This window comes from Streptomyces griseoloalbus, assembly GCA_014650015.1.
In the GTDB taxonomy this organism is placed as follows: Bacteria; Actinomycetota; Actinomycetes; order Streptomycetales; family Streptomycetaceae; genus Streptomyces; species Streptomyces griseoloalbus.
In genome coordinates this window covers 243,669-267,535 of sequence record BMUD01000006.1, presented here as the reverse complement: position 1 = coordinate 267,535, position 23,867 = coordinate 243,669, and the positions used below count along the sequence as shown (strand labels likewise).

The 23,867-nt window shown below is 71.2% G+C and carries 22 protein-coding genes; 14 read left to right on the top strand and 8 right to left on the bottom strand.

The features are described from left to right. Nucleotides 1-249: 249 nt before the first annotated feature. Entirely contained in the window at nucleotides 250-1,299 is a 1,050-nt protein-coding gene (locus IE178_RS11885) for a class I SAM-dependent methyltransferase (RefSeq protein WP_193512196.1), read from the top strand. A gap of 12 nt (nucleotides 1,300-1,311) precedes the next feature. Here IE178_RS11885 and IE178_RS11880 read toward each other — a convergent pair whose 3' ends face one another. Next, entirely contained in the window at nucleotides 1,312-2,511 is a 1,200-nt protein-coding gene (locus tag IE178_RS11880; protein WP_193512195.1) for a bifunctional adenosylcobinamide kinase/adenosylcobinamide-phosphate guanylyltransferase, read from the bottom strand. Between the two features lie 115 nt (nucleotides 2,512-2,626). Between IE178_RS11880 and IE178_RS11875 the strand changes: the two genes are divergently transcribed. After that, nucleotides 2,627-2,863, top strand: coding sequence for a hypothetical protein (locus IE178_RS11875; protein WP_193512194.1), 237 nt, complete (start codon nucleotides 2,627-2,629; stop codon nucleotides 2,861-2,863). Nucleotides 2,864-2,918: 55 nt separating this feature from the next. Here the strand turns inward: IE178_RS11875 and IE178_RS11870 are convergent, their stop codons facing one another. Both IE178_RS11870 and IE178_RS11865 read right to left on the bottom strand, forming a co-directional pair. Further along, nucleotides 2,919-3,587 (bottom strand): class I SAM-dependent methyltransferase, encoded by a 669-nt coding sequence (locus IE178_RS11870; protein WP_193512193.1) that lies wholly within the window; start codon nucleotides 3,585-3,587, stop codon nucleotides 2,919-2,921. Between the two features lie 83 nt (nucleotides 3,588-3,670). Continuing rightward, nucleotides 3,671-4,348, bottom strand: coding sequence for a DUF3043 domain-containing protein (locus IE178_RS11865; protein WP_193512192.1), 678 nt, complete (start codon nucleotides 4,346-4,348; stop codon nucleotides 3,671-3,673). A gap of 233 nt (nucleotides 4,349-4,581) precedes the next feature. On the opposite strand from IE178_RS11865, the gene IE178_RS11860 reads away from it, so the two are divergent. The 5 genes from IE178_RS11860 (at nucleotide 4,582) to IE178_RS11840 (ending at nucleotide 11,063) form a co-directional block, all read left to right on the top strand. Then, nucleotides 4,582-5,367, top strand: coding sequence for a PspA/IM30 family protein (locus tag IE178_RS11860; RefSeq protein WP_268250073.1), 786 nt, complete (start codon nucleotides 4,582-4,584; stop codon nucleotides 5,365-5,367). A 42-nt stretch (nucleotides 5,368-5,409) separates the two neighbouring features. After that, nucleotides 5,410-5,691 (top strand): PspA-associated protein PspAA, encoded by a 282-nt coding sequence (gene pspAA / locus IE178_RS11855; protein WP_184763308.1) that lies wholly within the window; start codon nucleotides 5,410-5,412, stop codon nucleotides 5,689-5,691. Nucleotides 5,692-5,845: 154 nt separating this feature from the next. Next, nucleotides 5,846-7,069, top strand: coding sequence for a sensor histidine kinase (locus tag IE178_RS11850; RefSeq protein ID WP_193512191.1), 1,224 nt, complete (start codon nucleotides 5,846-5,848; stop codon nucleotides 7,067-7,069). Between the two features lie 22 nt (nucleotides 7,070-7,091). Then, nucleotides 7,092-7,778, top strand: coding sequence for a response regulator (locus IE178_RS11845; protein ID WP_193512190.1), 687 nt, complete (start codon nucleotides 7,092-7,094; stop codon nucleotides 7,776-7,778). Between the two features lie 165 nt (nucleotides 7,779-7,943). Then, complete coding sequence (locus IE178_RS11840) at nucleotides 7,944-11,063, top strand: efflux RND transporter permease subunit (RefSeq protein ID WP_193512189.1); 3,120 nt, start codon at nucleotides 7,944-7,946, stop codon at nucleotides 11,061-11,063. Between the two features lie 95 nt (nucleotides 11,064-11,158). Here the strand turns inward: IE178_RS11840 and nadA are convergent, their stop codons facing one another. Further along, a complete protein-coding gene (gene nadA / locus IE178_RS11835; protein WP_193512188.1) occupies nucleotides 11,159-12,343 on the bottom strand; it encodes a quinolinate synthase NadA in 1,185 nt (394 codons plus the stop codon). A gap of 285 nt (nucleotides 12,344-12,628) precedes the next feature. Here nadA and IE178_RS11830 point away from each other — a divergent pair, with 285 nt between their 5' ends. After that, complete coding sequence (locus tag IE178_RS11830; RefSeq protein WP_184763313.1) at nucleotides 12,629-12,985, top strand: iron-sulfur cluster assembly accessory protein; 357 nt, start codon at nucleotides 12,629-12,631, stop codon at nucleotides 12,983-12,985. Nucleotides 12,986-13,069: 84 nt separating this feature from the next. Here IE178_RS11830 and IE178_RS11825 read toward each other — a convergent pair whose 3' ends face one another. Then, nucleotides 13,070-14,809, bottom strand: a complete 1,740-nt coding sequence (locus tag IE178_RS11825; RefSeq protein ID WP_318279992.1) for a hypothetical protein — start codon at nucleotides 14,807-14,809, stop codon at nucleotides 13,070-13,072. Nucleotides 14,810-14,950: 141 nt separating this feature from the next. Next, nucleotides 14,951-15,160, bottom strand: a complete 210-nt coding sequence (locus IE178_RS11820) for a hypothetical protein (protein WP_184763314.1) — start codon at nucleotides 15,158-15,160, stop codon at nucleotides 14,951-14,953. Nucleotides 15,161-15,289: 129 nt separating this feature from the next. Between IE178_RS11820 and IE178_RS11815 the strand changes: the two genes are divergently transcribed. Then, on the top strand, nucleotides 15,290-16,264 hold the full coding sequence (locus tag IE178_RS11815) for a carbohydrate kinase family protein (RefSeq protein WP_184763315.1): 975 nt from the start codon (nucleotides 15,290-15,292) through the stop codon (nucleotides 16,262-16,264). A 112-nt stretch (nucleotides 16,265-16,376) separates the two neighbouring features. Here the strand turns inward: IE178_RS11815 and IE178_RS11810 are convergent, their stop codons facing one another. After that, entirely contained in the window at nucleotides 16,377-17,765 is a 1,389-nt protein-coding gene (locus IE178_RS11810; RefSeq protein WP_193512187.1) for a cysteine desulfurase/sulfurtransferase TusA family protein, read from the bottom strand. Between the two features lie 276 nt (nucleotides 17,766-18,041). Between IE178_RS11810 and ctaC the strand changes: the two genes are divergently transcribed. The 4 genes from ctaC (at nucleotide 18,042) to IE178_RS11790 (ending at nucleotide 22,538) form a co-directional block, all read left to right on the top strand. Beyond that, nucleotides 18,042-19,001 carry an aa3-type cytochrome oxidase subunit II gene (gene ctaC, locus IE178_RS11805; RefSeq protein ID WP_193512186.1) on the top strand — a complete coding sequence of 320 codons (960 nt, stop codon included), beginning with the start codon at nucleotides 18,042-18,044 and terminating at the stop codon, nucleotides 18,999-19,001. Further along, nucleotides 18,998-20,734, top strand: a complete 1,737-nt coding sequence (gene ctaD, locus IE178_RS11800; RefSeq protein WP_193512185.1) for an aa3-type cytochrome oxidase subunit I — start codon at nucleotides 18,998-19,000, stop codon at nucleotides 20,732-20,734. Before ctaC ends, ctaD begins: the two co-directional genes overlap by 4 nt. After that, nucleotides 20,731-21,129 (top strand): cytochrome c oxidase subunit 4, encoded by a 399-nt coding sequence (locus IE178_RS11795; RefSeq protein ID WP_184763319.1) that lies wholly within the window; start codon nucleotides 20,731-20,733, stop codon nucleotides 21,127-21,129. The genes ctaD and IE178_RS11795 overlap by 4 nt, the downstream gene beginning before the upstream one ends. Before the next feature lie 128 nt (nucleotides 21,130-21,257). Then, nucleotides 21,258-22,538, top strand: a complete 1,281-nt coding sequence (locus IE178_RS11790; protein ID WP_193512184.1) for a L,D-transpeptidase — start codon at nucleotides 21,258-21,260, stop codon at nucleotides 22,536-22,538. Between the two features lie 99 nt (nucleotides 22,539-22,637). On the opposite strand, the gene IE178_RS11785 is transcribed toward IE178_RS11790, so the two are convergent. Next, on the bottom strand, nucleotides 22,638-23,039 hold the full coding sequence (locus IE178_RS11785) for a response regulator (protein WP_193512183.1): 402 nt from the start codon (nucleotides 23,037-23,039) through the stop codon (nucleotides 22,638-22,640). Between the two features lie 215 nt (nucleotides 23,040-23,254). Here IE178_RS11785 and ctaE point away from each other — a divergent pair, with 215 nt between their 5' ends. Continuing rightward, a complete protein-coding gene (gene ctaE / locus IE178_RS11780) occupies nucleotides 23,255-23,866 on the top strand; it encodes an aa3-type cytochrome oxidase subunit III (RefSeq protein WP_142195845.1) in 612 nt (203 codons plus the stop codon). Nucleotide 23,867 lies beyond the last annotated feature (1 nt).

The following is a 23,867-nucleotide window of genomic DNA, read 5'->3' as shown; positions in this document are numbered from 1 at the left end:
CCCGTAACGCCTGCCCATACGTAACGTTTTGCAAGGTATTGCCGGACATCCATCCGTCCGCCCCGCCCGTCCCTTCCGTCCGCCCGTCCCTTCCGTCCGCCCCGCCCTTCCGTCCGCCCCGCTCTTCCGTTCGCCCCGCCCTCCGCCCTCCGCCCGTCCCTCTTCCGTCCGCCACGCCCGCCACCCCGTACGTCCGTCCCGCCCGTCGCGTCACCTCCGTGCCGCACGCCCTCACGCCGGGAGCCGCCCATGTCCGAGCCCACCCCAGACACCGCGACCCCCGTCCCCCACGGTTCCGTCCGGGTGCACGAGCCACGCCGTGAGGACTGCCCCTGGTGCGGCTCCGCGCGGCTGCGCAACCGGCTGCGCACCGGCGATCTGCGCCGGCACCGGCCGGGCCTGTTCACCGTCGACATCTGCCGGGACTGCGGCCACACCTTCCAGAACCCCCGCCTCACCGCCGAGGGACTCGCCTTCTACCGGCGGGCCGTGCGCGGCGCCCCCCGGGACCCCGCCACCGAACGCGTCCTCGCCCTGCACGCCGTCCGGCACCGCCGCCGCGCCGCCGCCCGCGCGATGCTCCCCTTCGGCGAACCGGAGAGCTGGCTGGACGTCGGCACCGGACTCGCCCGCTTCCCGCACACCGCGCGGGAGTTCTTCCCCTACACCTCCTTCGACGGCACCGACCTCACCGCGCGCGTCGAGAGGGCCCGCACGCTCGGCCGCGTCGAGGAGGCCCACATCGGGCCGCTGACCGACCCGCGGGTCATGGCCCGGCTGGCCGGCCGCTACGACGTGGTCAGCCTGCTGCACCACCTGGAACACACCACCGACCCCCGCGCGGAGCTCCACGCCGCCCTCGACGCCCTGCGCCCCGGCGGCCATCTGCTCATCGAGACCCTCGACCCGCGCAGCGCGTACGCCGCCCTGTTCGGCCGCTGGTGGCTGCCCTACGACCAGCCCCGCCGGCTGCATCTGCTGCCCCCGCGCAACGTCCGCGCGGAACTCGAGCGGCGCGGCTGTACGGTCGTCACCGCCGGGCACCGCGCCGCGCACGTACCGCACGACCTGGCCGGCCTGACCGCGCTCGCCCTCTCCCACGCGCTGCCCGCCCCGGACACCCCCTGGCGGGCCGTCCCGCCGACCCCGTTCCAGCGGCACCTGCGCACGGTGCTCTTGCGTGCCGGCACCCCGCTGGTGGTCGCGGCGGCGGTGACGGACCTCGCCCTCGCACCCCTGGTGCGCCACACCCCGTTCGCCAACGCCTACCGGATCATCGCGCGCAAGCCGAAGGGCTGACTCCCGGGGACCTCACCCCCGCAGGACGACCGCCTGACCCGCCACCACCAGCAGCACCTGCTCGCACTCCCGCGCGAACGCCGCGTTCAACCGCCCGAGTTCGTCCCGGTACCGGCGACCGGACGCGGTGGCGGGGACGATGCCCGAGCCCACCTCGTTGGAGACGGCGACCACCGTCCGCCCGGTCTCGCGCACCGCGTCCGTCAGCTCCCGCACCCGCTCCCGCAGCGCCCGCTCCCCGCCGTCCGCCCACTCCGCGTCGTCCCACGCCCCCACGGCGTCCATCGCGTCCGTCAGCCACAGCGACAGACAGTCCACGAGCAGCGGCGGACCGTCGTCCTTCAGCAGCGGGACCAGATCGCAGGTCTCGACCGTCCGCCACGACCCCGGCCGCCGCTCCTGATGCGCCGACACCCGCGCCGTCCACTCGGTGTCCCCGTTGCGCGACCCGCCCGTCGCCACGTACAGCACCTCGGGGAACGACTCCAGCCGGCGCTCGGCCTCCACCGACTTGCCCGAGCGCGCCCCGCCCAGCACCAGCGTCCGCCGCGGCACGTCGGGTACGTCCTCGTAGGCGCCCACCTCCAGCGTGGCGCCGTCCGGCACGGCGCGCGCCCCGGCCGCCGCGAGCCGGCGCCGCAGCTCCGCGCCCGGCGGCACGTCATGGTCCAGATGGACGGCGACGACATCCGTGGTCGGGCCCACCGCTCCCACCTCCCGCAGCCGCGCCAGCGCGTCCGGACGCCCCACGACGTCCAGCAGCACCATCGCGTACGATTCGGCCGGCTCCTCCAGCCCGGCCGGCGCCCCGCCCGGCGGCAGGTACAGCAACCGCTGCGCGTCCGGAGCCGTCACCGCGTACCCGGTGCCGGGCGCGTCCAGTGCCACCGCCCGCACCCGATGGCCCGTCAGCAGCGCCAACTCCCGCCCGTCCGGCACCCTTCCGGGCTGCGGCAGCCCGGCGGGCAGCTCGACCGCGGGCCCGTCGTGCGGATGCGACAGCAGCACCTGGCGTACGCCGCCCAGCGAACGACCCGCGCGGGCGGCCGCGAACGCCGCACCCGGCGTGAGGTCGAGCAGCAGCGCCCCGTCCACGAGCAGCGAGGTGGCCGCCCGCGCGTCAGCGCCGAGCGCGGACGCGCACGCGGCGCAGGGACAGTGGGGGCGGGGCAGTCCCGCGGGGGCACCGGTGCCGAGCAGAGTCAGTTCCACGCCCTGATTTTCGCCTGTCCCCACGGCCGCTGCCCGTCCGACTAGGCTCATGGGCAGGGGCCGGACGTGATCCGGCTCCTGCTGTGCAGTGTGCTCACACCTATGGGAGGCGTACATGGCGGCATGGACGTGGCGGTTCGAGAAGGCCGACGGGACGCAGGTCGAGCCCGCGGTGCCGCCGGAGGAGTTCCCCACACAGGGGGACGCCGAGTCCTGGATCGGGGAGAACTGGAAGGCACTCCAGGAGGGCGGCGCCGACCAGGTGCGCCTGTTGGAGGACACCACGGAGATCTACGGCCCGATGAGCCTCCACGCGGAAACGGAAGCGGAAGCGCAGGCGGAAGAGGCGTGAGCAGCGGGGCGGGGGCCGTCTCGGCCCCCGCCCACCGCGCGGCGACCGCGAGGTCTCAGCCCCGGACCCCGCACAGGTGCAGCAGGGCCGCCACCCCGCGGTAGGGGTCCGTGCGGCCGGCCCGCTCCTCGACCGCGAGCAGCGTGTCCATGTCGTCCGGGAGGGCGGCGTCGTCCAGGACCGTGTCCGTGAAGACCCGTACGCCGTACCAGGTGTGCAGCGGCGCCCCGATCCCGGCGAGGGTCGACGTCAGTCTCGTCAGCCCGTAGGACACCGTGCCGAAGCCCGCCAGCGCCCCGGCCCAGTCGCCCGACAGGCCCGGCCGCATCGCCGCCGCGTCGCCGTTGCGCACCAGCAGGGACAGCATTCCGCCGGGAGCGAGCATCCGGGCCAGCCCGGCCAGCAGCGCGTCCGGCTCCTCGACGCGCATGAGCACGCCGTGACACAGCACGACGTCGAAACTGCCCGGCAGGAAGTGCACGCCGGTGTCCCGGCCGTCGCCCTGCACGATCCGCATCCGCTCCCGGATGCCCTCCGGTTCCCCGGCGAGGGCCTCCCGCGCGGCGGCGATCGGCCCCGGGTCCTGTTCGACGCCGGTCACCTGGTGACCGGCCCGGGCCAGCCGCAGCGCCTGCGTACCCCGGCCCATGCCCACGTCGAGCACCCGCAGCCGCCGCCCGACCGGGAAGCGCCCCACTATCTGCTCCTCCAGCTGGCGGGCCACCAGCTCCTGCCGAACGACGTCCCGCAGACCGGCGAGCCCGCTGAGCCGGTCCCGCGCCGCGCCGTCGGCATACGGCGTGGCGCTCAGGGCCGCTCCCCGCGCTTGACCTGGGGCTTGGGCAGCCGCAGCCGGCGCATCTGGAGCGAGCGCATCAGCGCGTAGGCCACCGCGCCGCGCCGGTTGTCGTCGGGGAAGCGCTCCGCCAGCCGCTTCTTCAGCCGGACCCCGGTCACGATCGAGTCGAGCACGATCATCACGATCACCACCAGCCACAGCAGCAACGCGGCGTTCTGCAGCTGGGGCACCTGGATCATGCTCAGCACCAGGATGATCACGGCCATCGGCAGGAAGTACTCCGCGATGTTGAACCGCGAGTCCACGAAGTCGCGCGCGAACCGGCGCACCGGACCCTTGTCACGGGCGGGCAGGTAGCGTTCGTCGCCGCTGGCCAGCGCCTGGCGCTGACGCTCCAGCGCGGCACGGCGCTCCTCACGCTGCCGCTTGGATGCCTCCTTGCGCGACATCGTCGTATTGGCCACGCTGCGACGCTGGCTCTGGGCCTGGCTGCGCTTGGGCGTGGGACGGCCCTTGGGGGCCTCCGGGTGGCGGGTCTGCTGGGAGTCGGTCACGGTCGCCCTGCCGGCGGCCGATGCCTTCTCTTCCTTGGCGCGGCTACGGAACACAAAACCCAAGGGTAAGGGGTGCCCGGGGTTGGACCGCAGTCCCGGGGGGAACGATCCGGCAACACCGGACGTCTCCACAAGGACAGATGGGGACGTCGTGCGGGTCTCCGGGTGGCCGTCCTGCCGTCCGGCCCCCGGGGACCACCTACTCCCTACGCCGGATCCGGAGGGTACTCAGTCGTCCTTGGGGATGAGCGCATCCGTCCCCGGACAGTGCGGTAATGGATGCAGGGCCCGTACTGTGGGTTCTGTTGCAGTCGCTGGAGCTGGAGTCCGTCAGAAGGGGGCGCGCGAAGCCCATGAGCGGTGTCATGAAGCGTATGGGGATGATCTTCCGCGCGAAGGCGAACAAGGCCCTTGACCGGGCCGAGGACCCGCGCGAGACCCTCGATTACTCGTACCAGAAGCAGCTGGAGCTGCTCCAGAAGGTCCGCCGCGGCGTCGCCGACGTGGCCACCTCGCGCAAGCGTCTGGAGCTCCAGCTCAACCAGCTCCAGTCCCAGTCGGGCAAGCTGGAGGACCAGGGCCGCAAGGCGCTCGCGCTCGGCCGGGAGGACCTGGCCCGCGAGGCGCTCTCCCGCCGCGCCGCGCTCCAGCAGCAGGTGACGGACCTGGAGACACAGCACGCCACGCTCCAGGGCGAGGAGGAGAAGCTCACCCTCGCGGCCCAGCGCCTCCAGGCCAAGGTGGACGCCTTCCGCACGAAGAAGGAGACCATCAAGGCCACCTACACCGCGGCCCAGGCGCAGACCCGGATCGGCGAGGCCTTCTCCGGGATCTCCGAGGAGATGGGCGACGTCGGGATGGCCATCCAGCGGGCCGAGGACAAGACCGCCCAGCTCCAGGCCCGGGCCGGCGCGATCGACGAACTGCTCGCCTCGGGCGCCCTGGACGACCAGTCCGGTATGCACAAGGACGACATCCAGGCCGAGCTGGACCGGCTCTCCGGTGGTACGGATGTAGAGCTGGAACTGCAGCGCATGAAGGCCGAGCTGGCCGGTGGTTCGTCCGGCGGACAGCAGGCCATCGAGGGCGGCGACGCCCAGCAGCAGTCCCAGCAGCAGCCGCAGGACACCCCCCGCTTCGACAAGCAGTAGTCATCGGCGACGGCGGCAGGGGTCCACGCCTAGGAGGGCGACATGATCGTACGGATCATGGGGGAGGGGCAGGTGACGCTGGCCGAGAGCCGGCTCGCCGACCTGAACGAGCTGGACGAGGAACTGCTCGCCGAGATGGAGAACGGCGACGGACCGGGCTTCCGCGCCACCCTCCAGGCGCTGCTGGCCAAGGTCCGCGAACTCGGCGAGCCCCTGCCCGACGACTCCCTGGAGCCCTCCGACCTCATCCTGCCGTCCCCGGACGCCACCCTGGACGAGGTCAAGGGACTGCTGAGCGACGACGGTCTGATCCCGGACACCTGACGGACGCCGTGCACCGTCGGCCCGTCCGGCCACGGAGGACGAGGCCCGTGCAGGGCCGGAGCGGGGTCCGGGGGAGCGCGCCAGGACGGTCATACGATCACACCAGCACGGGTGCCGTGGGAACGGACGCCCACCCCGGCTACGGTGAACACCCGTGACCCCCTTCGACCGCACCCGGTGCCGGCTGCGCGCACACCCCTTCGCCCTGGACGCGGCACTGGCGGCCGGCGTCCTGGCGTGCATGGTGGCCGGGTCCTTCGTCGAACCGCACGGCCCCGAGGGCATCGACTGGGGACTGCGGACCCCGGACCCGCTCAGCCTGATCCTGATGGTCCTCGGCGCGGCCGCGCTCGTCTTCCGGCGCCGCGCACCCCGCACGGTGCTCGCCCTGGCCGGCGGGGTCTCCGTCGCGGAGTCCGTCACCGGGGACCCCCGCGCCCCCGTCGCCATGTGCGCGGTCGTCGCGCTCTACACCGTCGCCTCCACCACCGACCGCCCCACCACCTGGCGGATCGGCCTGCTCACCATGACGGTCCTCACCGGCTGCGCCATGGTCGCCGGACCCCTGCCCTGGTACGCCCAGGAGAACCTGGCGATCGTCGCCTGGACGGGTATCGGCGCCACCGCCGGGGACGCCGTCCGCAGCCGCCGCGCCTTCGTCCAGGCCATCCGCGAACGCGCCGAACGGGCCGAACGCACCCGCGAGGAGGAGGCCCGCCGCCGGGTCGCCGAGGAACGCCTGCGCATCGCCCGCGACCTGCACGACGTCGTGGCCCACCACATCGCCCTGGTCAACGTCCAGGCCGGGGTCGCCGCCCACGTCATGGACAAGCGGCCCGACCAGGCCAAGGAGGCCCTCGCCCATGTGCGCGAGGCCAGCCGCTCCGCACTGGGCGAGCTGCGGGCCACCGTCGGCCTGCTGCGCCAGTCCGGCGACCCCGAGGCCCCCACCGAGCCCGCACCCGGCCTCGACCGCCTCGACGACCTCGCGGGAACGTTCCGCAACGCCGGACTGCGCGTCGAGGTCGCCCGCACCGACCAGGGCACCGGCCTGCCCGCCGCCGTCGACCTGGCCGCCTACCGGGTCATCCAGGAGGCCCTGACCAACGTCCAGAAGCACGCCGGCACCGATGCGCACGCCGAGGTCAGCGTCGTCCGCGTGGGACCCCACATCGAGATCACCGTGCTCGACGACGGCAGCGGCGAGGACCTGGACGACACCCCCGGCGGCGGGCACGGACTGCTCGGCATGCGCGAGCGCGTCACCGCCCTGCGCGGCACCCTCACCACCGGCCCCCGCTACGGCGGCGGTTTCCGCGTCCATGCGATCCTGCCCGTCGAGCCCCGCACCTCCGCCGCTCAGGACAGCCGCCCGTGACCACCGTCCCGCTGGAGTCCGTATGACGATCCGTGTCCTGCTCGCCGACGACCAGGCACTGCTGCGCAGCGCCTTCCGCGTGCTCGTCGACTCGGAGCCGGACATGGAGGTGGTGGGCGAGGCGTCCGACGGGGCGGAGGCGGTCCGGCTGGCCCGGGAGCAGCGCGCCGACGTCGTCCTCATGGACATCCGGATGCCCGGCACCGACGGGCTCGCCGCCACCCGCATGATCAGCGCGGACCCCGGACTCGCCGGGGTCCGGGTGGTGATCCTGACGACCTTCGAGGTCGACGACTACGTGGTGCGGTCGCTGCGGGCCGGCGCCTCCGGATTCCTCGGCAAGGGCTCCGAACCGGAGGAGATGCTGAACGCCATCCGGATCGCCGCCGGGGGAGAGGCGCTGCTGTCCCCGGTGGCCACCAAGGGCCTGATCGCCCGTTTCCTCGCCCAGGAGGGCACGGCCGGCGACGGCGACCGCGACCCCGCCCGCGCCGAACGGCTCGACTCGCTGACCGTGCGCGAGCGCGAGGTGCTGGTCCAGGTGGCCGGCGGACATTCCAACGACGAGATCGCCGAACGCCTCCAGGTCAGTCCGCTGACCGTGAAAACCCATGTCAACCGGGCCATGGCCAAGCTGGGCGCCCGCGACCGGGCCCAGCTGGTGGTCACCGCCTACGAGTCGGGGCTGGTCCGTCCAAGGGTGGAGTGAGCTCCGCCGGGCGTACTGCGGCGGGAGTATGCCTCGTACAAGAGATTGGACCTCGGGTCTACGGATCGGCCCTCGTCGATGGCTCAGGGTGTAGAGCGGGCGCTTACTCGTGCGCTTCCTCCTACCGGACTTCTGCCGTTCCTCCACGGAAAAGAGACCCTGACCATGTCCTGGCTGTCCAGATTCAGCCTCGCGCAACGGGCGCTGATCGGACTGATGTCGATCATCGCGCTCGTGTTCGGGGCGATCGCGATACCCCAGCTCAAGCAGCAGCTGCTGCCGACCATCGAACTGCCCATGGTGTCCGTGATCGCCCCCTACCAGGGTGCCTCCCCGGACGTGGTGGAGAAGCAGGTCGTCGAACCCATCGAGGACAACCTGGAGGCCGTCGACGGCATCTCCGGCGTCACCTCGACGGCGAGCGAGGGCAACGCCGTGATCATGGCGTCCTTCGATTTCGGCAACGACACCCAACAGCTCGTCGCCGATGTCCAGCAGGCCGTCAACCGGGCCGGCGCCCGGCTCCCGGACGACGTGGACCCGCAGGTCGTCGCCGGTTCCACGGACGACATCCCGACCGTGGTCCTCGCCGTCACCTCCGGCAAGGACCAGCAGGCGCTCGCCGATCAGCTCGACCGGACCGTGGTGCCCGCGCTGGAGGACATCGACGGCGTCGGCCAGGTCACCGTGGACGGCGTACGCGACCTCCAGATCACCGTCACCCCCGACACCGCGAAGCTGGCGAAGGCGGGTCTCACCGCGCAGTCGCTCTCCCAGGCCCTCCAGGCGGGCGGGGCGACCGTGCCGGCCGGCTCCTTCGACGAGGACGGCGCCAACCGCACCGTCCAGGTCGGCGGCGGCTTCACCTCGCTGCGGCAGATCGAGGACCTGAGGGTCACCGGCGAGCCCGGCAAGGGCGAGCCGGTCCGTCTCGGTGACGTCGCCACGGTGAAGCAGGAGGAGGCCAGGGCCGACGCCCTCACCCGCACCAACGGCAAGCCCAGCCTCGCCGTCATGGCCACCATGGACCACGACGGCAGCGCGGTCGCCATCTCGGAGGCCGTCGACGAGAAGCTGCCGGAGCTGCGGAAGGACCTGGGCGAGGGTGCCACCCTCACCGTCGTCAGCGACCAGGGCCCGGCGGTCTCCAAGGCCATCGACGGCCTGACCACCGAGGGCGCGCTCGGCCTGCTCTTCGCGGTCCTGGTGATCCTGGTCTTCCTGGCGTCGGTCCGCTCGACCCTCGTCACGGCCGTCTCCATCCCGCTGTCCGTGGTCCTCGCCCTGATCGTGCTGTGGACCCGCGACCTGTCGCTGAACATGCTGACGCTGGGCGCGCTGACCATCGCCATCGGCCGGGTCGTGGACGACTCCATCGTGGTCCTGGAGAACATCAAGCGGCACCTCGGCTACGGCGAGGAGCGCCAGTCCGCGATCATGAACGCGGTGCGCGAGGTGGCGGGCGCGGTGACGTCCTCGACCCTCACCACGGTCGCCGTCTTCCTGCCGATCGGCCTGGTCGGCGGCATGGTGGGCGAACTGTTCGGCTCCTTCAGCCTCACCGTCACGGCGGCGCTGCTGGCGTCCCTGCTGGTGTCGCTGACGGTCGTGCCGGTGCTGTCGTACTGGTTCCTGCGCGCCCCGAAGGGCACCCCCGAGGACGCCGAGGAGGCGCGCCGCCTCGCGGAGGAGAAGGAGGCGAAGAGCCGCCTCCAGCGCCTGTACGTCCCCGTACTGCGCTTCGCCACCCGGCGCAGGCTGGCCAGCGTGGCCATCGCGGTCGTCGTGCTGATCGCCACCTTCGCCATGGCGCCGCTGCTGAAGACCAACTTCTTCGACCAGGGCGAGCAGCAGGTCCTCACCGTCCGGCAGGAGCTGAAGCCCGGCACCAGCCTGACCGCGACCGACGCCCAGGCGCGGAAGGTCGAGAAGCTCCTCGGCGACACCGAGGGCGTCAAGGACTACCAGGTGACGATCGGCTCGTCCGGCTTCCTGGCGGCCTTCGGCGGCGGTACGGACACCAACCAGGCGACGTACCAGGTGATGCTGGAGGACGACGCGTCCTCCGAGGACGTGCAGGACGGCATCGAGAAGGGCCTGGAGAAGCTCGACGGCATCGGCACCACCACCATCGCGGCCGGTGACGGCTTCGGCAGCCAGGACCTGAGCGTGGTCGTCAAGGCGGCCGACGCGCAGGCGCTGCGCGAGGCGGCCGGCCAGGTCCGCGACGCGGTGGCCTCCCTGGACGACGTCACGGACGTCACCAGCGACCTGTCGCAGAGCGTGCCCCGCATCTCGGTGAAGGCCAACGACAAGGCCGCCGCGGCCGGTTTCAACGACCAGACCCTCGGTGTGGCCGTCGCCCAGGCGGTCAGGGGTACCCCGGCGGCCAAGGCGGTCCTGGACGACACCGAGCGCGACGTCGTCATCCGCTCGGCCAAGCCGGCCACCACCGTGGACCAGCTGAAGAAGCTGCCCCTGGGCCCGGTGAAGCTGGGTGACATCGCCACCGTCGAGCTGGTGGACGGCCCGGTGTCCATGACCCGGATCGACGGCCAGCGCGCGGCCACCGTCACCGCCAAGCCGACCGGCGACAACACCGGCGCGGTGAGCACGGACCTCCAGCGGAAGATCGACGCGCTGACGCTCCCGGCGGGCGCGACGGCGGAGATCGGCGGCGTCTCCGAGGACCAGGACGAAGCGTTCGCCAACCTGGGCCTGGCGATGCTCGCGGCGATCGCGATCGTCTTCATGCTGCTGGTCGGCACCTTCCGGTCGCTGGCCCAGCCGCTGATCCTGCTGGTGTCCATCCCGTTCGCGGCGACCGGCGCGATCGGCCTGCTGCTGGTCACGGGCACCCCGATGGGCGTCCCGGCGATGATCGGCATGCTGATGCTGATCGGCATCGTGGTCACCAACGCGATCGTGCTGATCGACCTGATCAACCAGTACCGCAAGCAGGGTTACGGCGTCGTCGAGGCCGTGCTGGAGGGAGGCCGCCACCGTCTGCGGCCGATCCTGATGACGGCCCTGGCGACCATCTTCGCCCTGCTGCCGATGGCGCTGGGCGTCACCGGCGAGGGTGGCTTCATCGCCCAGCCGCTGGCCGTGGTGGTGATCGGCGGTCTGATCACGTCGACCCTCCTCACCCTCCTCCTGGTTCCGACGCTCTACGCGATGCTGGAACTGCGCAAGGAGCGCCGCGCGAAGAAGCGGGCGGCGAAGAAGGGCGGGGTCCCGTCCCGGGCGGAGGCCTCCGAGGATCCGGAGACCGCGAAGGTCTGAGCATCCGGCAACGGATCAGGCCCTGCCCGGCACCGAAGGTGGCCGGGCAGGGCCTGATCCGTTGACACCCCGCACGGGCGGGCGGGAACCCGCCGCTACGGCAGGGCCAGCATCCGCTCCAGCGCCAGCTTCGCGAACGCCTCCGTCTCCTTGTCGACCTGGATGCGGTTGACCAGGTTGCCCTCGGCGAGGGACTCCAGGGCCCACACCAGGTGGGGGAGGTCGATGCGGTTCATGGTGGAGCAGAAGCAGACCGTCTTGTCGAGGAAGACGATCTCCTTGCCCTCGGGCGCGAAACGGTTCGCCAGCCGGCGCACCAGGTTCAGCTCCGTGCCGATGGCCCACTTGGAGCCGGCCGGGGCCGCCTCCAGCGCCTTGATGATGTACTCGGTCGACCCGACGTAGTCCGCCGCGGCCACGACCTCGTGCTTGCACTCGGGGTGCACCAGGACGTTCACGCCCGGGATCCGCTCGCGCACGTCGTTCACCGAGTCCAGGCTGAAGCGGCCGTGCACCGAGCAGTGGCCGCGCCACAGGATCATCTTCGCGGCGCGCAGCTCGTCCGCCGTCAGCCCGCCGTTCGGCTTGTGCGGGTTGTAGACGACGCAGTCCTCCAGGGACATCCCCATGTCCCGCACCGCCGTGTTGCGGCCCAGGTGCTGGTCGGGGAGGAAGAGGACCTTCTCGCCCTGCTCGAAGGCCCAGTCCAGGGCCCGCTTGGCGTTGGAGGAGGTGCAGATGGTGCCGCCGTGCCTGCCCGTGAAGGCCTTGATGTCGGCGGAGGAGTTCATGTACGAGACGGGCACGACCTGCTCGGCTGTCCCGGCTTCCGTCAGCACGTCCCAGCACTCGGCGACCTGCTCGGCGGTGGCCATGTCGGCCATGGAGCAGCCGGCCGCGAGGTCGGGCAGGACCACCTTCTGGTCGTCGCCGGTGAGGATGTCCGCGGACTCGGCCATGAAGTGCACACCGCAGAACACGATGTACTCGGCCTGCGGGCGCGCGGCGGCGTCCCGGGCCAGCTTGAAGGAGTCGCCCGTGACGTCGGCGAACTGGATGACCTCGTCGCGCTGGTAGTGGTGGCCGAGCACGAAGACCTTGTCCCCGAGCTTCTCCTTGGCCGCGCGGGCGCGCTCCACCAGGTCCGGGTCGGACGGCGAGGGAAGGTCGCCGGGACACTCCACACCGCGCTCGCTCCTCGGGTCGGCCTCACGGCCGAGGAGCAGCAGGGCGAGGGGCGTCGGCTGTACGTCGAGCTCCTGGGTCTGGGCGGTGGTCACGACACGCACCTTTTCTGTTCTGGCGACTTCTCGTCGAAATGACGCTATCTATCATAACTGGTTCACGTCACTTTGACGATGGCCATAGCGTCCGTGTGACGTGAATCCCGGCGGGCGGCGATCCATTCCCGGAACGTCCCGCAAGGACCGGTTTCCGTGCCGTACGTCGTGTGCGAGCATGAAGAGGGAGCCGAAGAAAACAAGCGCCCGGCCCGGAATGAATCCGCGGTCCCGCCGGTTGCAACCGTCGGCAAGCAGTCTCCGTACAACCCGGGAGAGATGTAGATGTCCGTATCGGACGAGACCAGCACCGTCACCGACGGCATCATCGTGACCGAAGCCGCCGCGGCCAAGGTCAAGGCGCTGCTCGACCAGGAAGGCCGTGACGACCTCGCGCTGCGCGTCGCCGTCCAGCCCGGCGGCTGCTCCGGCCTGCGCTACCAGCTCTTCTTCGACGAGCGTTCCCTCGACGGCGACGTGGAGAAGGACTTCGGCGGTGTGAAGGTCGTCACCGACCGGATGAGCGCCCCGTACCTGGGTGGTGCCACCATCGACTTCGTCGACACCATCGAGAAGCAGGGCTTCACGATCGACAACCCGAACGCCACCGGCTCCTGTGCCTGCGGCGACTCCTTCAGCTGAGCCGGGATTCCTCCCCAGGCAGCACATGACGAAGGCGGCGGCCCCCTCCGACAGGGCCGCCGCCTTCGGGCTTTCTCCGCCCGGTTACCGGGTGGGGGGAGCAGGCAGCCGCGCGCCGTCCTTGTGCAGCGGGACCGGCTCGCCGTCCGTGTCCACGACCCTGCGGTCGCCGAGCGGCGCGTCCAGCGGCACCGTCTGCTGGAACTGCTTGGCGATCAGGATGCACACCTTGTCCGGCCAGGGCCTCTCGGTCACCCGCACCGTCACCCGGTCGCCGCTCTCGCTCGCCGTCGTCTTGTAGTCGGCGCACACGCCGCCCGTGAAGGTCACGGTCAGCTCGTCGCCCTCGGCGGTGTAGCCCTCGACCTCGACCTCCCGTGCGGAGGGTGCCGCGGTCGGTTCGTCACCGGGCGTGGACGGCGCGGGACTGGCCTCCCCGGACTGTGTCCCGGGGGCGATGTACCGCGGGTCCACCGCCGGATGCGTCACGGTGAGCGTGCCCCGCGCGTTCGCCGGCACCACCTCGAACAGCCAGGACGGCACCAGGGCCGGCCGGCCGTCCACCAAGTGCGCGGCCAGCCCGAACACCGCCTTCTCGACCGTGATCGTGTCCTGGTCCGGCAGGGTCTTCGGGGTGTCCTCGCAGGGGGCCTCCTCCCGCTCCCCGTCCAGCGGTACGGGAGTGGCGCAGCCGCCGATGCCGCCGCGTGTGTCGGAGCCCGGCGCCGCGTTCATCAGGTCCAGCGCCTCGCGCGCGCCGACCACGGGGTACGTGTCGCCCTTCACCGGCTCCGCGAGCCGGCCGCTGCCGCCGACCACCTCGCCCCTGGCGCCGACGACCACTCCGGTCGTCCAGCCGTACGTCGGCAGCCCGCCGACCTCCGGGTCGGCGTTCACCACCCGCTTGCCGCTCATGACCTGACCCGCGTCGCGCTTCGCGTCGTCCTGACCCACCGCCTTCAGGACGGGCGCGGCGGCCTTCTTCGCGACGGCCTCGCTCACCACGGGACCGCCGGTGGGCGGAACCGAACACTTCCCGCCCTCGCAGTCGTCGGTGCCGGGCGCGTACCGGCTGAACGTCCACGCGCCGGGGGCGTCCCGGTCCACCCGCAGCGTGGGCCCGGACCCGTCCTGGCCGCCGATCCGCCAGGACCCGCCCTCCAGCACCGGCTTCCCGTCGATCCCCAGTGCCTTCGCCAGCGTGACCACCCGGTCCTGGGTGATCTGCCCCCGCACGCGGTACACCGGCGCCGAGCCGGGACCGTCCGGCAGCGTGCCGTCGGCGCGGTAGGAGGCGCCGTACGGGTTGGGTTCGCCGGGGGCGATGCCGTTCGTGGCGTCCTCGGAGTGACCGTCGAGGGCGAGCGGCGGGGGAGTGGCGTCGCCGTTCGCGCCCGGAGTCGTACCACCGTCCCCGGAACCGCCGGAAGCACTGGCGGCGAGGTAGGCCCCGCCACCCCCGACGAGCAGCACGGCGGCGGCGACGGAGGCGATCAGCGCGGGCGAACGCCGGCGCCCCGCCGCCGACCCGTCGGGGTGCTCCTCCCCGGGGTGCCGGCCGTCGCCACGGTGTTCCCCGACGACGGTCTCATCTGAACCGGACCCCGGCTCGCCCTTCACGGCGCCTGCCCCGGGCGTCGCGGTCGCGGCATCGGTGGCCCCGGTGTCCGGCCGTGCCGTACCCGGCTCGGGGGTCGCGGCTTCTTCCCGGTCCCGACGCGCGTCCGTCCGCCCGTCGTCACCCGAAGCGCCCCCGGTCTCGCGCGTGCCGTCAGGGGCGGTGCGCGCCTCGGCGTCGTCGTTGTCGGGTCGCTCGGTGTTCACCGCATCGCTCCTTCGGCTGCACAGCTGTCCCGGAAAACCCTTCCCGGTGACACCGGGCCTGCTGGTGGGTCGTATCCGGCATCCCCTTTACGGGGGACAGCGATGGGACGCAGCGGGGGAGCGCACGGTTCCCGGGTCTCCTCAGTCGCCGTACTCCGACATGGCGTCCAGCAGCCGCGCGGACGACGGCGGCACGTTCACGCCGTGGATCAGGGACGGGGAGACCGGCCGGGCGGCGACCCGGTCCGGAACCGTCCAGTGCGGAACCATCCGGGCGCAGTCGCCGCGCAGCGACGCCCATTCCCCCTCCGGGTCAGCCGGAACATGCAAGTGCGGCTCGCGGTTCGTCATGTCTGCACCGTATGCACGCCGAAGGTCACGAAGAAAGATCTACTATCGGGTAGTTTCAGTCGCTTCTGCGCCTGGTTCGCACCCGGTAGCGTGAAGTGTCAAACCGCCTCCCTCAGGAGAATCCACGCCGTGCGCATCGCAGTCACCGGCTCCATCGCCACCGACCACCTCATGACCTTCCCCGGGCGCTTCGCCGACCAGCTCGTCGCGGACCAGCTGCACACGGTCTCGCTGTCCTTCCTGGTCGACAACCTCGACGTCCGCCGGGGCGGCGTGGGAGCGAACATCGCCTTCGGGATGGGCCAGCTCGGCACCCGCCCGATCCTCGTCGGAGCCGCCGGCTTCGACTTCGACGAGTACCGGGCCTGGCTGGACCGGCACGGCGTCGACACCGACTCCGTCCGTATCTCCGACACCCTGCACACCGCCCGCTTCGTGTGCACCACGGACGCCGACCACAACCAGATCGGCTCCTTCTACACGGGCGCGATGAGCGAGGCCCGGCTGATCGAGCTGAAGACCGTCGCCGACCGCGTGGGCGGCCTCGACCTGGTCCTCATCGGCGCCGACGACCCGGAGGGCATGCTCCGGCACACCGAGGAGTGCCGCTCCCGGAACATCCCGTTCGCCGCCGACTTCTCCCAGCAGATCGCCCGGATGGACGGCGAGGAGATCCGGATACTGCTGGAGGGGGCGACCTACCTCTTCTCCAACGAGTACGAGAAGGGGCTCATCGAGACCAAGACCGGCTGGACCGACGCCGAGATCCTTTCCCGCGTCGGCCACCGCGTCACCACCCTCGGCGCGCGTGGTGTCCGCATCGAGCGGGCCGGCGGGGAGACGATCGAGGTCGGCTGCCCCGACGAGGAGCGCAAGGCCGACCCGACCGGCGTCGGCGACGCGTTCCGCGCCGGCTTCCTGTCGGGCCTCGCCTGGGGCGTCTGCCTGGAGCGCGCGGCGCAGGTCGGCTGCATGCTGGCCACCCTCGTCATCGAGACGGTCGGTACACAGGAGTACCAGCTGCGGCGGGGCCACTTCATGGAGCGGTTCACCAAGGCGTACGGGGACGAGGCGGCCGAGGAGGTCCGCGAGCATCTGAGCTGATCTCAGGGGCGCGGGTGCGTGGGGCCGGTCGCGCCCCCGCGGCGGAGCCGCACCGGGGCACAGCCCCGCGCCCCCGCGGACGCGCGGTTCCCCGCGCCCCCGGAAAGGGCGTTCAGCTCACCCGGCGGACCACGTAGGCCGCACCCCGGTCCGCCGGCTCCTCACCCACGTACTCCTGACCGCGCATCTCGCACCACGCCGGGATGTCCAGCCGGGCCGCCTCGTCGTCCGAGAGGACCCGTACCGTGCCGCCCACCGGCACGTCCCCGATCACCTTGGCCAGCTCGATCACCGGGATCGGGCACCGCCGCCCCAGCGCGTCCACGACCAGGGCCTCGTCCCTCTCCTGCGCCAGGACGTCCCCGGCGGACACCGGAGCGCCCAGCTTCTCCCGCACCCCCGCCACCACCTCCGGCAGGACGGCCAGGAACCGCTCGACGTCCTCCTGACGCGTCCCCGGCGGCAGCGAGACGCGGATGTTGCCCTCGCTGAGCACGCCCATCGCCCTCAGCACATGGCTGGGCGTCAGCGTGCTGCTGGTGCAGGACGACCCGGACGAGACGGAGAAGTCCGCGCGGTCCAGCTCGTGCAGCAGGGTCTCCCCGTCGACATAGAGACAGGAGAAGGTGACGACCCCCGGCAGCCGCCGCTCCGGATCGCCGACCACCTCCACGTCCGGCACCAGTCGCGGCACCCGCGCCCGGATCCGCTCCGTCAGTTCCCGCAGTCGTGCCGCCTCCTCGGCCGCCTCCGCCCGCACCGCCCGCAGCGACGCCGCCGCGGCCACGATCGCCGGCAGGTTCTCGAACCCGGCCGCCCGGCCCATCTCCCGCTCGTCCCGCGGCCCCTGGGGCGCGAACCGCACCCCCTTGCGTACGACGAGCAGCCCGACCCCCGCGGGGCCGCCCCACTTGTGGGCGCTCGCCGCGAGCAGCGACCAGTCGCCCCCGACCGGGCCCCAGCCCAGCGACTGGGCCGCGTCCACCAGCAGCGGCACCCCCGCCGCCCGGCACGCCTCGGCCACCTCGGCCACCGGCTGCACGGTCCCCACCTCGTGGTTGGCCGACTGCAGACAGGCCAGCGCGGTGTCCGGCCGCAGCGCCTCGGCGTAGACGGACGGGTTCACGGCTCCCGTGCGCTCCACCGCCACCTCGGTGACCGACCCCCCGTCGGCCTGGTGGACTTCCGCCGCGTGGAGCGCCGATGAGTGTTCGACAGCTGACACGATCAGGTGACGTCCGACGCGCCGCCGCCCGGCCAGCGCCCCCGCGATCCCGGAGTGGACCGCCCGGGTACCGGACGGGGTGAACACCAACTCGTCCGCCCGGCACCCCACGGCCTCCGCGGCGGCCTCACGCGCGGCGTCCAGCAGCAGCCGGGCGCGCCGCCCCTCCCTGTAGAGCCGGGCAGGATCCGCCCACCCCTCGTCAAGAGAGGCCATCAGGGCCTGCCTGGCAACGGGATGAAGGGGAGCGGCCGAAGCGGCGTCAAAGTAGGACACACCCCAACGCTAAGCGCCACGAAGGGGCGCGGGGAACCGCGCGACCGACCACGGCGCAGCGGCAGCCGCGAGACGACCCGTACCTCCGGGTGATGAGGCGCCCGGTGTAACGCGCGGCGCGTACGGCACCCCTCCCCGCGACCCCCCGGAGGGCGTCGGCTAGGGTTTGGTCCGCATAAACATCCAAACCCCTGCCCGACGCAGGGCGGCGACCGACCAGCGAGAAGGCCAGGCCGCAGCCGTACAGCGCGGGCGAGACTCTCGGGAAGGCGCTACGTGAGTCCCAACGGCTCCGACCGCTCGCCGCGGCGCCCCAAGCGGCGGAAGCTGCTGCAGGCACTGACCGCGGGCCTGGTCCTGGCGACCGCCACCGGTTGCACATGGGAGGACTTCCCCCGCCTCGGTATGCCCACCCCCACCACGGAAGAGGCTCCGCGGATCCTCTCCCTCTGGCAGGGGTCCTGGGCCGCCGCGCTCGCCGTCGGCGTGCTGGTGTGGGGGCTGATCCTGTGGAGTGCTTTCTTCCACCGGCGCAGCCGCACCAAGGTCGAAGTTCCTCCGCAGACCCGGTACAACATGCCCATCGAGGCGCTGTACACGGTGGTCCCGCTCATCATCGTCTCGGTGTTCTTCTACTTCACCGCCCGTGACGAGTCCGAGCTGCTCAAGCTCGAGAAGAAGCCCGACGTCACGGTCAACGTGGTGGGCTTCCAGTGGAGCTGGTGCTTCAACTACGTCGAGAACGTCGACGGTTCCACCGGTGACGCCAAGAAGTCCAAGGACCTCGCGGCGATTCCGGACCGGTACAAGGAGGCGTTCCCGGCCGACGCCGGCGGCGTCTACGACTGCGGTACCCCCGGTACCCGGAACCCCCAGACGAACAACCCGGGCCCCACCCTGTGGCTGCCCGAGGGCAAGCGGGTCCGCTTCGTGCTGACCTCGCGCGACGTCATCCACTCCTTCTGGGTGGTGCCGTTCCTGATGAAGCAGGACGTCATCCCGGGCCACACCAACGCCTTCGAGGTGACCCCCAACCGTGAGGGCACCTTCCTGGGCAAGTGCGCCGAGCTCTGCGGCGTCGACCACTCCCGGATGCTGTTCAACGTGAAGGTCGTCTCCCCCGAGCGCTACGAGCAGCACCTCAAGGACCTCGTGAAGAAGGGGCAGACCGGTTACGTTCCCGCCGGCATCGCGCAGACGAGCCACGAGAAGAACCGGGAGACGAACAACCTGTGAGCATCCTCAACGAACCCCAGGGTGCCGCGGCAGCTGAGGACTCTTACGAGAACGAGCTGCCGGTACGGCGCAAGCACCCAGGCAACGTCGTGGTCAAGTGGCTGACGACCACGGACCACAAGACGATCGGCACGCTGTATCTGGTGACGTCGTTCGCGTTCTTCTGCATCGGTGGCGTCATGGCTCTGGTCATGCGTGCCGAGCTGGCCCGGCCGGGTCTGCAGATCATGTCGAACGAGCAGTTCAACCAGGCGTTCACGATGCACGGCACGATCATGCTGCTGATGTTCGCGACGCCGCTGTTCGCCGGTTTCGCGAACTGGATCATGCCGCTGCAGATCGGCGCGCCGGACGTGGCGTTCCCGCGGCTGAACATGTTCGCCTACTGGCTGTACCTGTTCGGCTCGCTGATCGCGGTCGGTGGTTTCCTCACCCCGGACGGGGCGGCCGACTTCGGCTGGTTCGCCTACTCCCCGCTGTCGGACGCGGTCCGCTCGCCGGGCATCGGCGCCGACATGTGGATCATGGGTCTGGCGTTCTCCGGCTTCGGCACCATCCTCGGCTCGGTCAACTTCATCACCACGATCATCTGCATGCGCGCCCCGGGCATGACGATGTTCCGCATGCCGATCTTCACCTGGAACGTGCTGCTGACCGGTGTGCTGGTCCTGCTCGCCTTCCCGGTGCTTGCCGCCGCGCTGTTCGCCCTTGAGGCGGACCGCAAGTTCGGTGCGCACATCTTCGACTCGGCCAACGGAGGGGCGCTGCTGTGGCAGCACCTGTTCTGGTTCTTCGGCCATCCCGAGGTGTACATCATCGCGCTGCCGTTCTTCGGCATCATCAGTGAGGTCATCCCGGTCTTCTCCCGCAAGCCGATCTTCGGCTACATGGGCCTGATCGGCGCGACCATCGCGATCGCGGGTCTGTCGGTGACGGTGTGGGCGCACCACATGTATGTGACCGGCGGTGTGCTGCTGCCGTTCTTCTCCTTCATGACCTTCCTGATCGCGGTTCCCACGGGTGTGAAGTTCTTCAACTGGCTCGGCACCATGTGGAAGGGGTCCTTGTCCTTCGAGACGCCGATGCTGTGGTCGATGGGCTTCCTGGTCACCTTCCTCTTCGGTGGTCTGACCGGTGTCATCCTGGCCTCGCCGCCGCTGGACTTCCACGTCTCGGACAGCTACTTCGTGGTGGCGCACTTCCACTACGTGGTGTTCGGCACGGTGGTGTTCGCGATGTTCGCCGGCTTCCACTTCTGGTGGCCGAAGTTCACCGGCAAGATGCTCGACGAGCGCCTCGGCAAGATCACCTTCTGGACGCTGTTCATCGGCTTCCACGGCACCTTCCTCGTCCAGCACTGGCTGGGTGCCGAGGGCATGCCGCGCCGGTACGCGGACTACCTCGCGGCCGACGGCTTCACCGCGCTGAACACCGTCTCCACGATCGCCTCGTTCCTGCTCGGCCTGTCGGTCCTGCCGTTCTTCTACAACGTCTGGAAGACGGCCAAGTACGGCAAGCCGGTCGGCGTCGACGACCCGTGGGGCTACGGCCGCTCCCTGGAGTGGGCGACCTCCTGCCCGCCGCCGCGCCACAACTTCCTCACCCTGCCGCGGATCCGCAGTGAATCCCCGGCGTTCGACCTGCACCACCCGGAGATCGCCGCACTCGACGAGCTCGAGAACGCCGGTCACGGCGAGAAGGCCCTCGCTGGGGGCAAGGAGGCCGGCAAGTGAAGATCCAGGGCAAGATGTTCATGTGGCTGAGCGTCTTCCTCCTCGCCATGGCGGTCGTCTATGGCGTGTGGTCGAAGGAGCCGGCCGGTACCACCGCCCTCTTCCTGGCCTTCGGTCTGAGCATCATGATCGGCTTCTACCTCGGCTTCACGGCCAAGCGGGTCGACGTGGGCGCGCAGGACAACAAGGAGGCGGACGTCGCCGACGACGCCGGCGAGGTCGGGTTCTTCAGCCCGCACAGCTGGCAGCCGCTCTCCCTGGCCGTGGGTGGTGCCCTGGCCTTCATGGCCGTCGCGATCGGCTGGTGGCTGATGTACTTCTCGGCGCCGCTGCTCCTGGTCGGCCTCTGGGGCTGGGTCTTCGAGTACTACCGCGGTGAGAACCGCACCCAGTAACACACGGCACGGCACTCCGGGGCCCGGACACTCCGCCAGGAGGGTCCGGGCCCTGCCGTTGCCCGCCCGCCTCACCCGTTCGGGCCGCCCAGTGAGCCGTAGCCGACGAGGCTTCCTAGCGTGAGGCCATGAGACACACAGAGTCCCCTCGTGGGGCGGGCGCCGGCCGCGGGAGCCGCGTCGTCGGCTGCACGCTGCTGGTGATCGCCCTCGGCGCGGGCGCCACCGGCTGCGTGTCGGACGGCAGCCCGCTGTCCGCCGAGCCGTACGACGCGGCGGACCAGATCTCCTTCGGCGGATCCGTCGACGCGGGCAAGCGGGCCGACCCCGACAAGCCCCTGGAAGTCGTCGCCGAGGACTCCGACGGGCGCATCACGGACGTCACCGCCCTGGACGCCTCCGGCCGCCACGTGGCGGGCGAACTGGCCGCCGACGGCAGCCGCTGGCACAGCACCTCACCGCTCGCCGCCAACGCCCGGTACACGGTCCGGGTGAGCACCGAGGACGAGGACGGGGCACCCGGCCGCAAGGTCCTCACCTTCACCACCGGCAAGCCCGCCACGACCAAGCCCCTGGGCGTCACCTTCGGGCCCAAGGCGGGCACCTACGGCGTCGGCCAGCCCCTCACCGCCGAGCTGGACGCACCCGTCGAGGACCGCGCCCAGCGGGCCGTGGTGGAACGCGCCCTGAAGGTCGAATCCACGCCCGCCGTGACCGGCACCTGGCACTGGGTGGACGACAAGAAGCTGCACTACCGTCCCCAGGACTACTGGCCCGCCCACGCCACCGTCAGCGTGCGCAGCACCCTGGAGGGAATCAAGATCAACGACCGGCTCCGGGGCGGCACGGCCGAGCCCCTGACGATCCGCACCGGCGACCGGGTGATAGCCGTCACCGACGCCGCCACGCACCAGCTGACGGTCTACAAGAACGACGAGGTGATCAAGCAGATCGCCGTCACCACCGGCAAGCCCGGCTTCGAGACCCGCAACGGCGTCAAGGTCGTCCTCGCCAAGGAACGCCTCGTACGTATGCGCAGCAGCACCGTCGGCATCGCCGAGGGCTCCGCCGAGTCGTACGACATGGACGTCCACTTCGCCACCCGGGTGACCTGGAGCGGCGAGTACGTCCACGCCGCCCCGTGGTCCGTCGGCTCCCAGGGCTTCGCCAACGTCAGCCATGGCTGCGTGGGCATGAACACCGACAACGCGCAGTGGTTCTTCGACACCGTCCGTGAGGGCGACGTCGTCGAGGTGGTGAACTCGGCCGGCCGCACCATGGAGCCCTTCGGCAACGGTTACGGCGACTGGAACCTGGACTGGACCCATTGGCAGGCGGGCAGCGCCCTGACTGCCGACACGTCCCCGAACCCCCAGGAGGCGGCACGTCTGAGGCCGACGGCGGTGTGACCCCCCAGAGGGCGCGGGGGCCGTGGCGATGTGCGGCTTTGCCGCGGGGGCGCGGGAAGCCGCGACGGCCCCGCGCCCGCCGCGGCACGCACCGAGCTCCTAGGCGCTCTGCAAGAACTTCTGCCGCAGCAGGGCCGCCAGCGCGGAGGCGAACTCCACCGGCTCCACCGGCAAGGTGACCGCGGCCTCCGCGCGGCTCCACGTCGCCAGCCACGCATCCTGCGGCCGCCCGATCAGCAACAGCACCGGCGGGCAGTTGAAGACCTCGTCCTTGATCTGGCGGCACAGCCCCATGCCGCCCATCGGCACGGCCTCGCCGTCCAGCACACAGACGTCGATGCCGCCCCGGTCCAGCTCCGTGAGCACGGCGGCCGGGGTCGCGCACTCCACGAACTCCACGACGGGCACGTCCGGCGCCGGCCGCCGCCCGGTGGCCAGCCGCACCTGCTCCCGGGTGTTGGCGTCGTCGCTGTAGACCAGCACCGTGGCGGTCGCCTGCATTGTTCCTCCACGCGTAAGAGAGAGGGCACGGCTCTGTCGGGAACTTCGGGTACCGATGGCGCGGATGCTACCCCCTCGGACCGCTTGTCAACACTGGTTCGGACACGGCTTCGAAGGGGCGTCCGGTGGGCCATCCGGGCAGTACAGGACGGGCGAACACACCGAACGGCACCCCCGGGAGTGAGGGCGGGATAAGCGACCGACATAATGTCGGCGTGGCGACAGCAACGACAGTAGATACCGGGCACGCGCACCCGTCGGTCAACCGACCGAACCTCACCAGCGTCGGAACCATCATCTGGCTGAGTTCCGAGCTGATGTTCTTCGCGGCCCTCTTCGCGATGTACTTCACCCTGCGATCGGTGACCGGTCCGGAGTTCTGGGCCGAGAAGGCCGACACCCTGAACTTCCCGTTCTCGGCGACGAACACCACGATCCTGGTGCTCTCCTCGCTCACCTGCCAGCTCGGCGTCTTCGCCGCCGAGCGCGGTGACGTGAAGAAGCTCCGGATGTGGTTCATCGTCACCTTCATCATGGGTGCGATCTTCATCGGCGGTCAGGTCTTCGAGTACACCGAGCTGGTCAAGCACGAGGGCCTGTCCCTCTCCTCCGACCCGTACGGCTCGGTCTTCTACCTGACCACCGGCTTCCACGGCCTGCACGTGACGGGCGGTCTCATCGCCTTCCTGCTGGTCCTGGGCCGGACCTACGCGGCTCGGAGGTTCACCCACGAGCAGGCGACCGCGGCCATCGTCGTGTCCTACTACTGGCACTTCGTCGATGTCGTCTGGATCGGCCTCTTCGCCACGATCTACATGATCAAGTAGC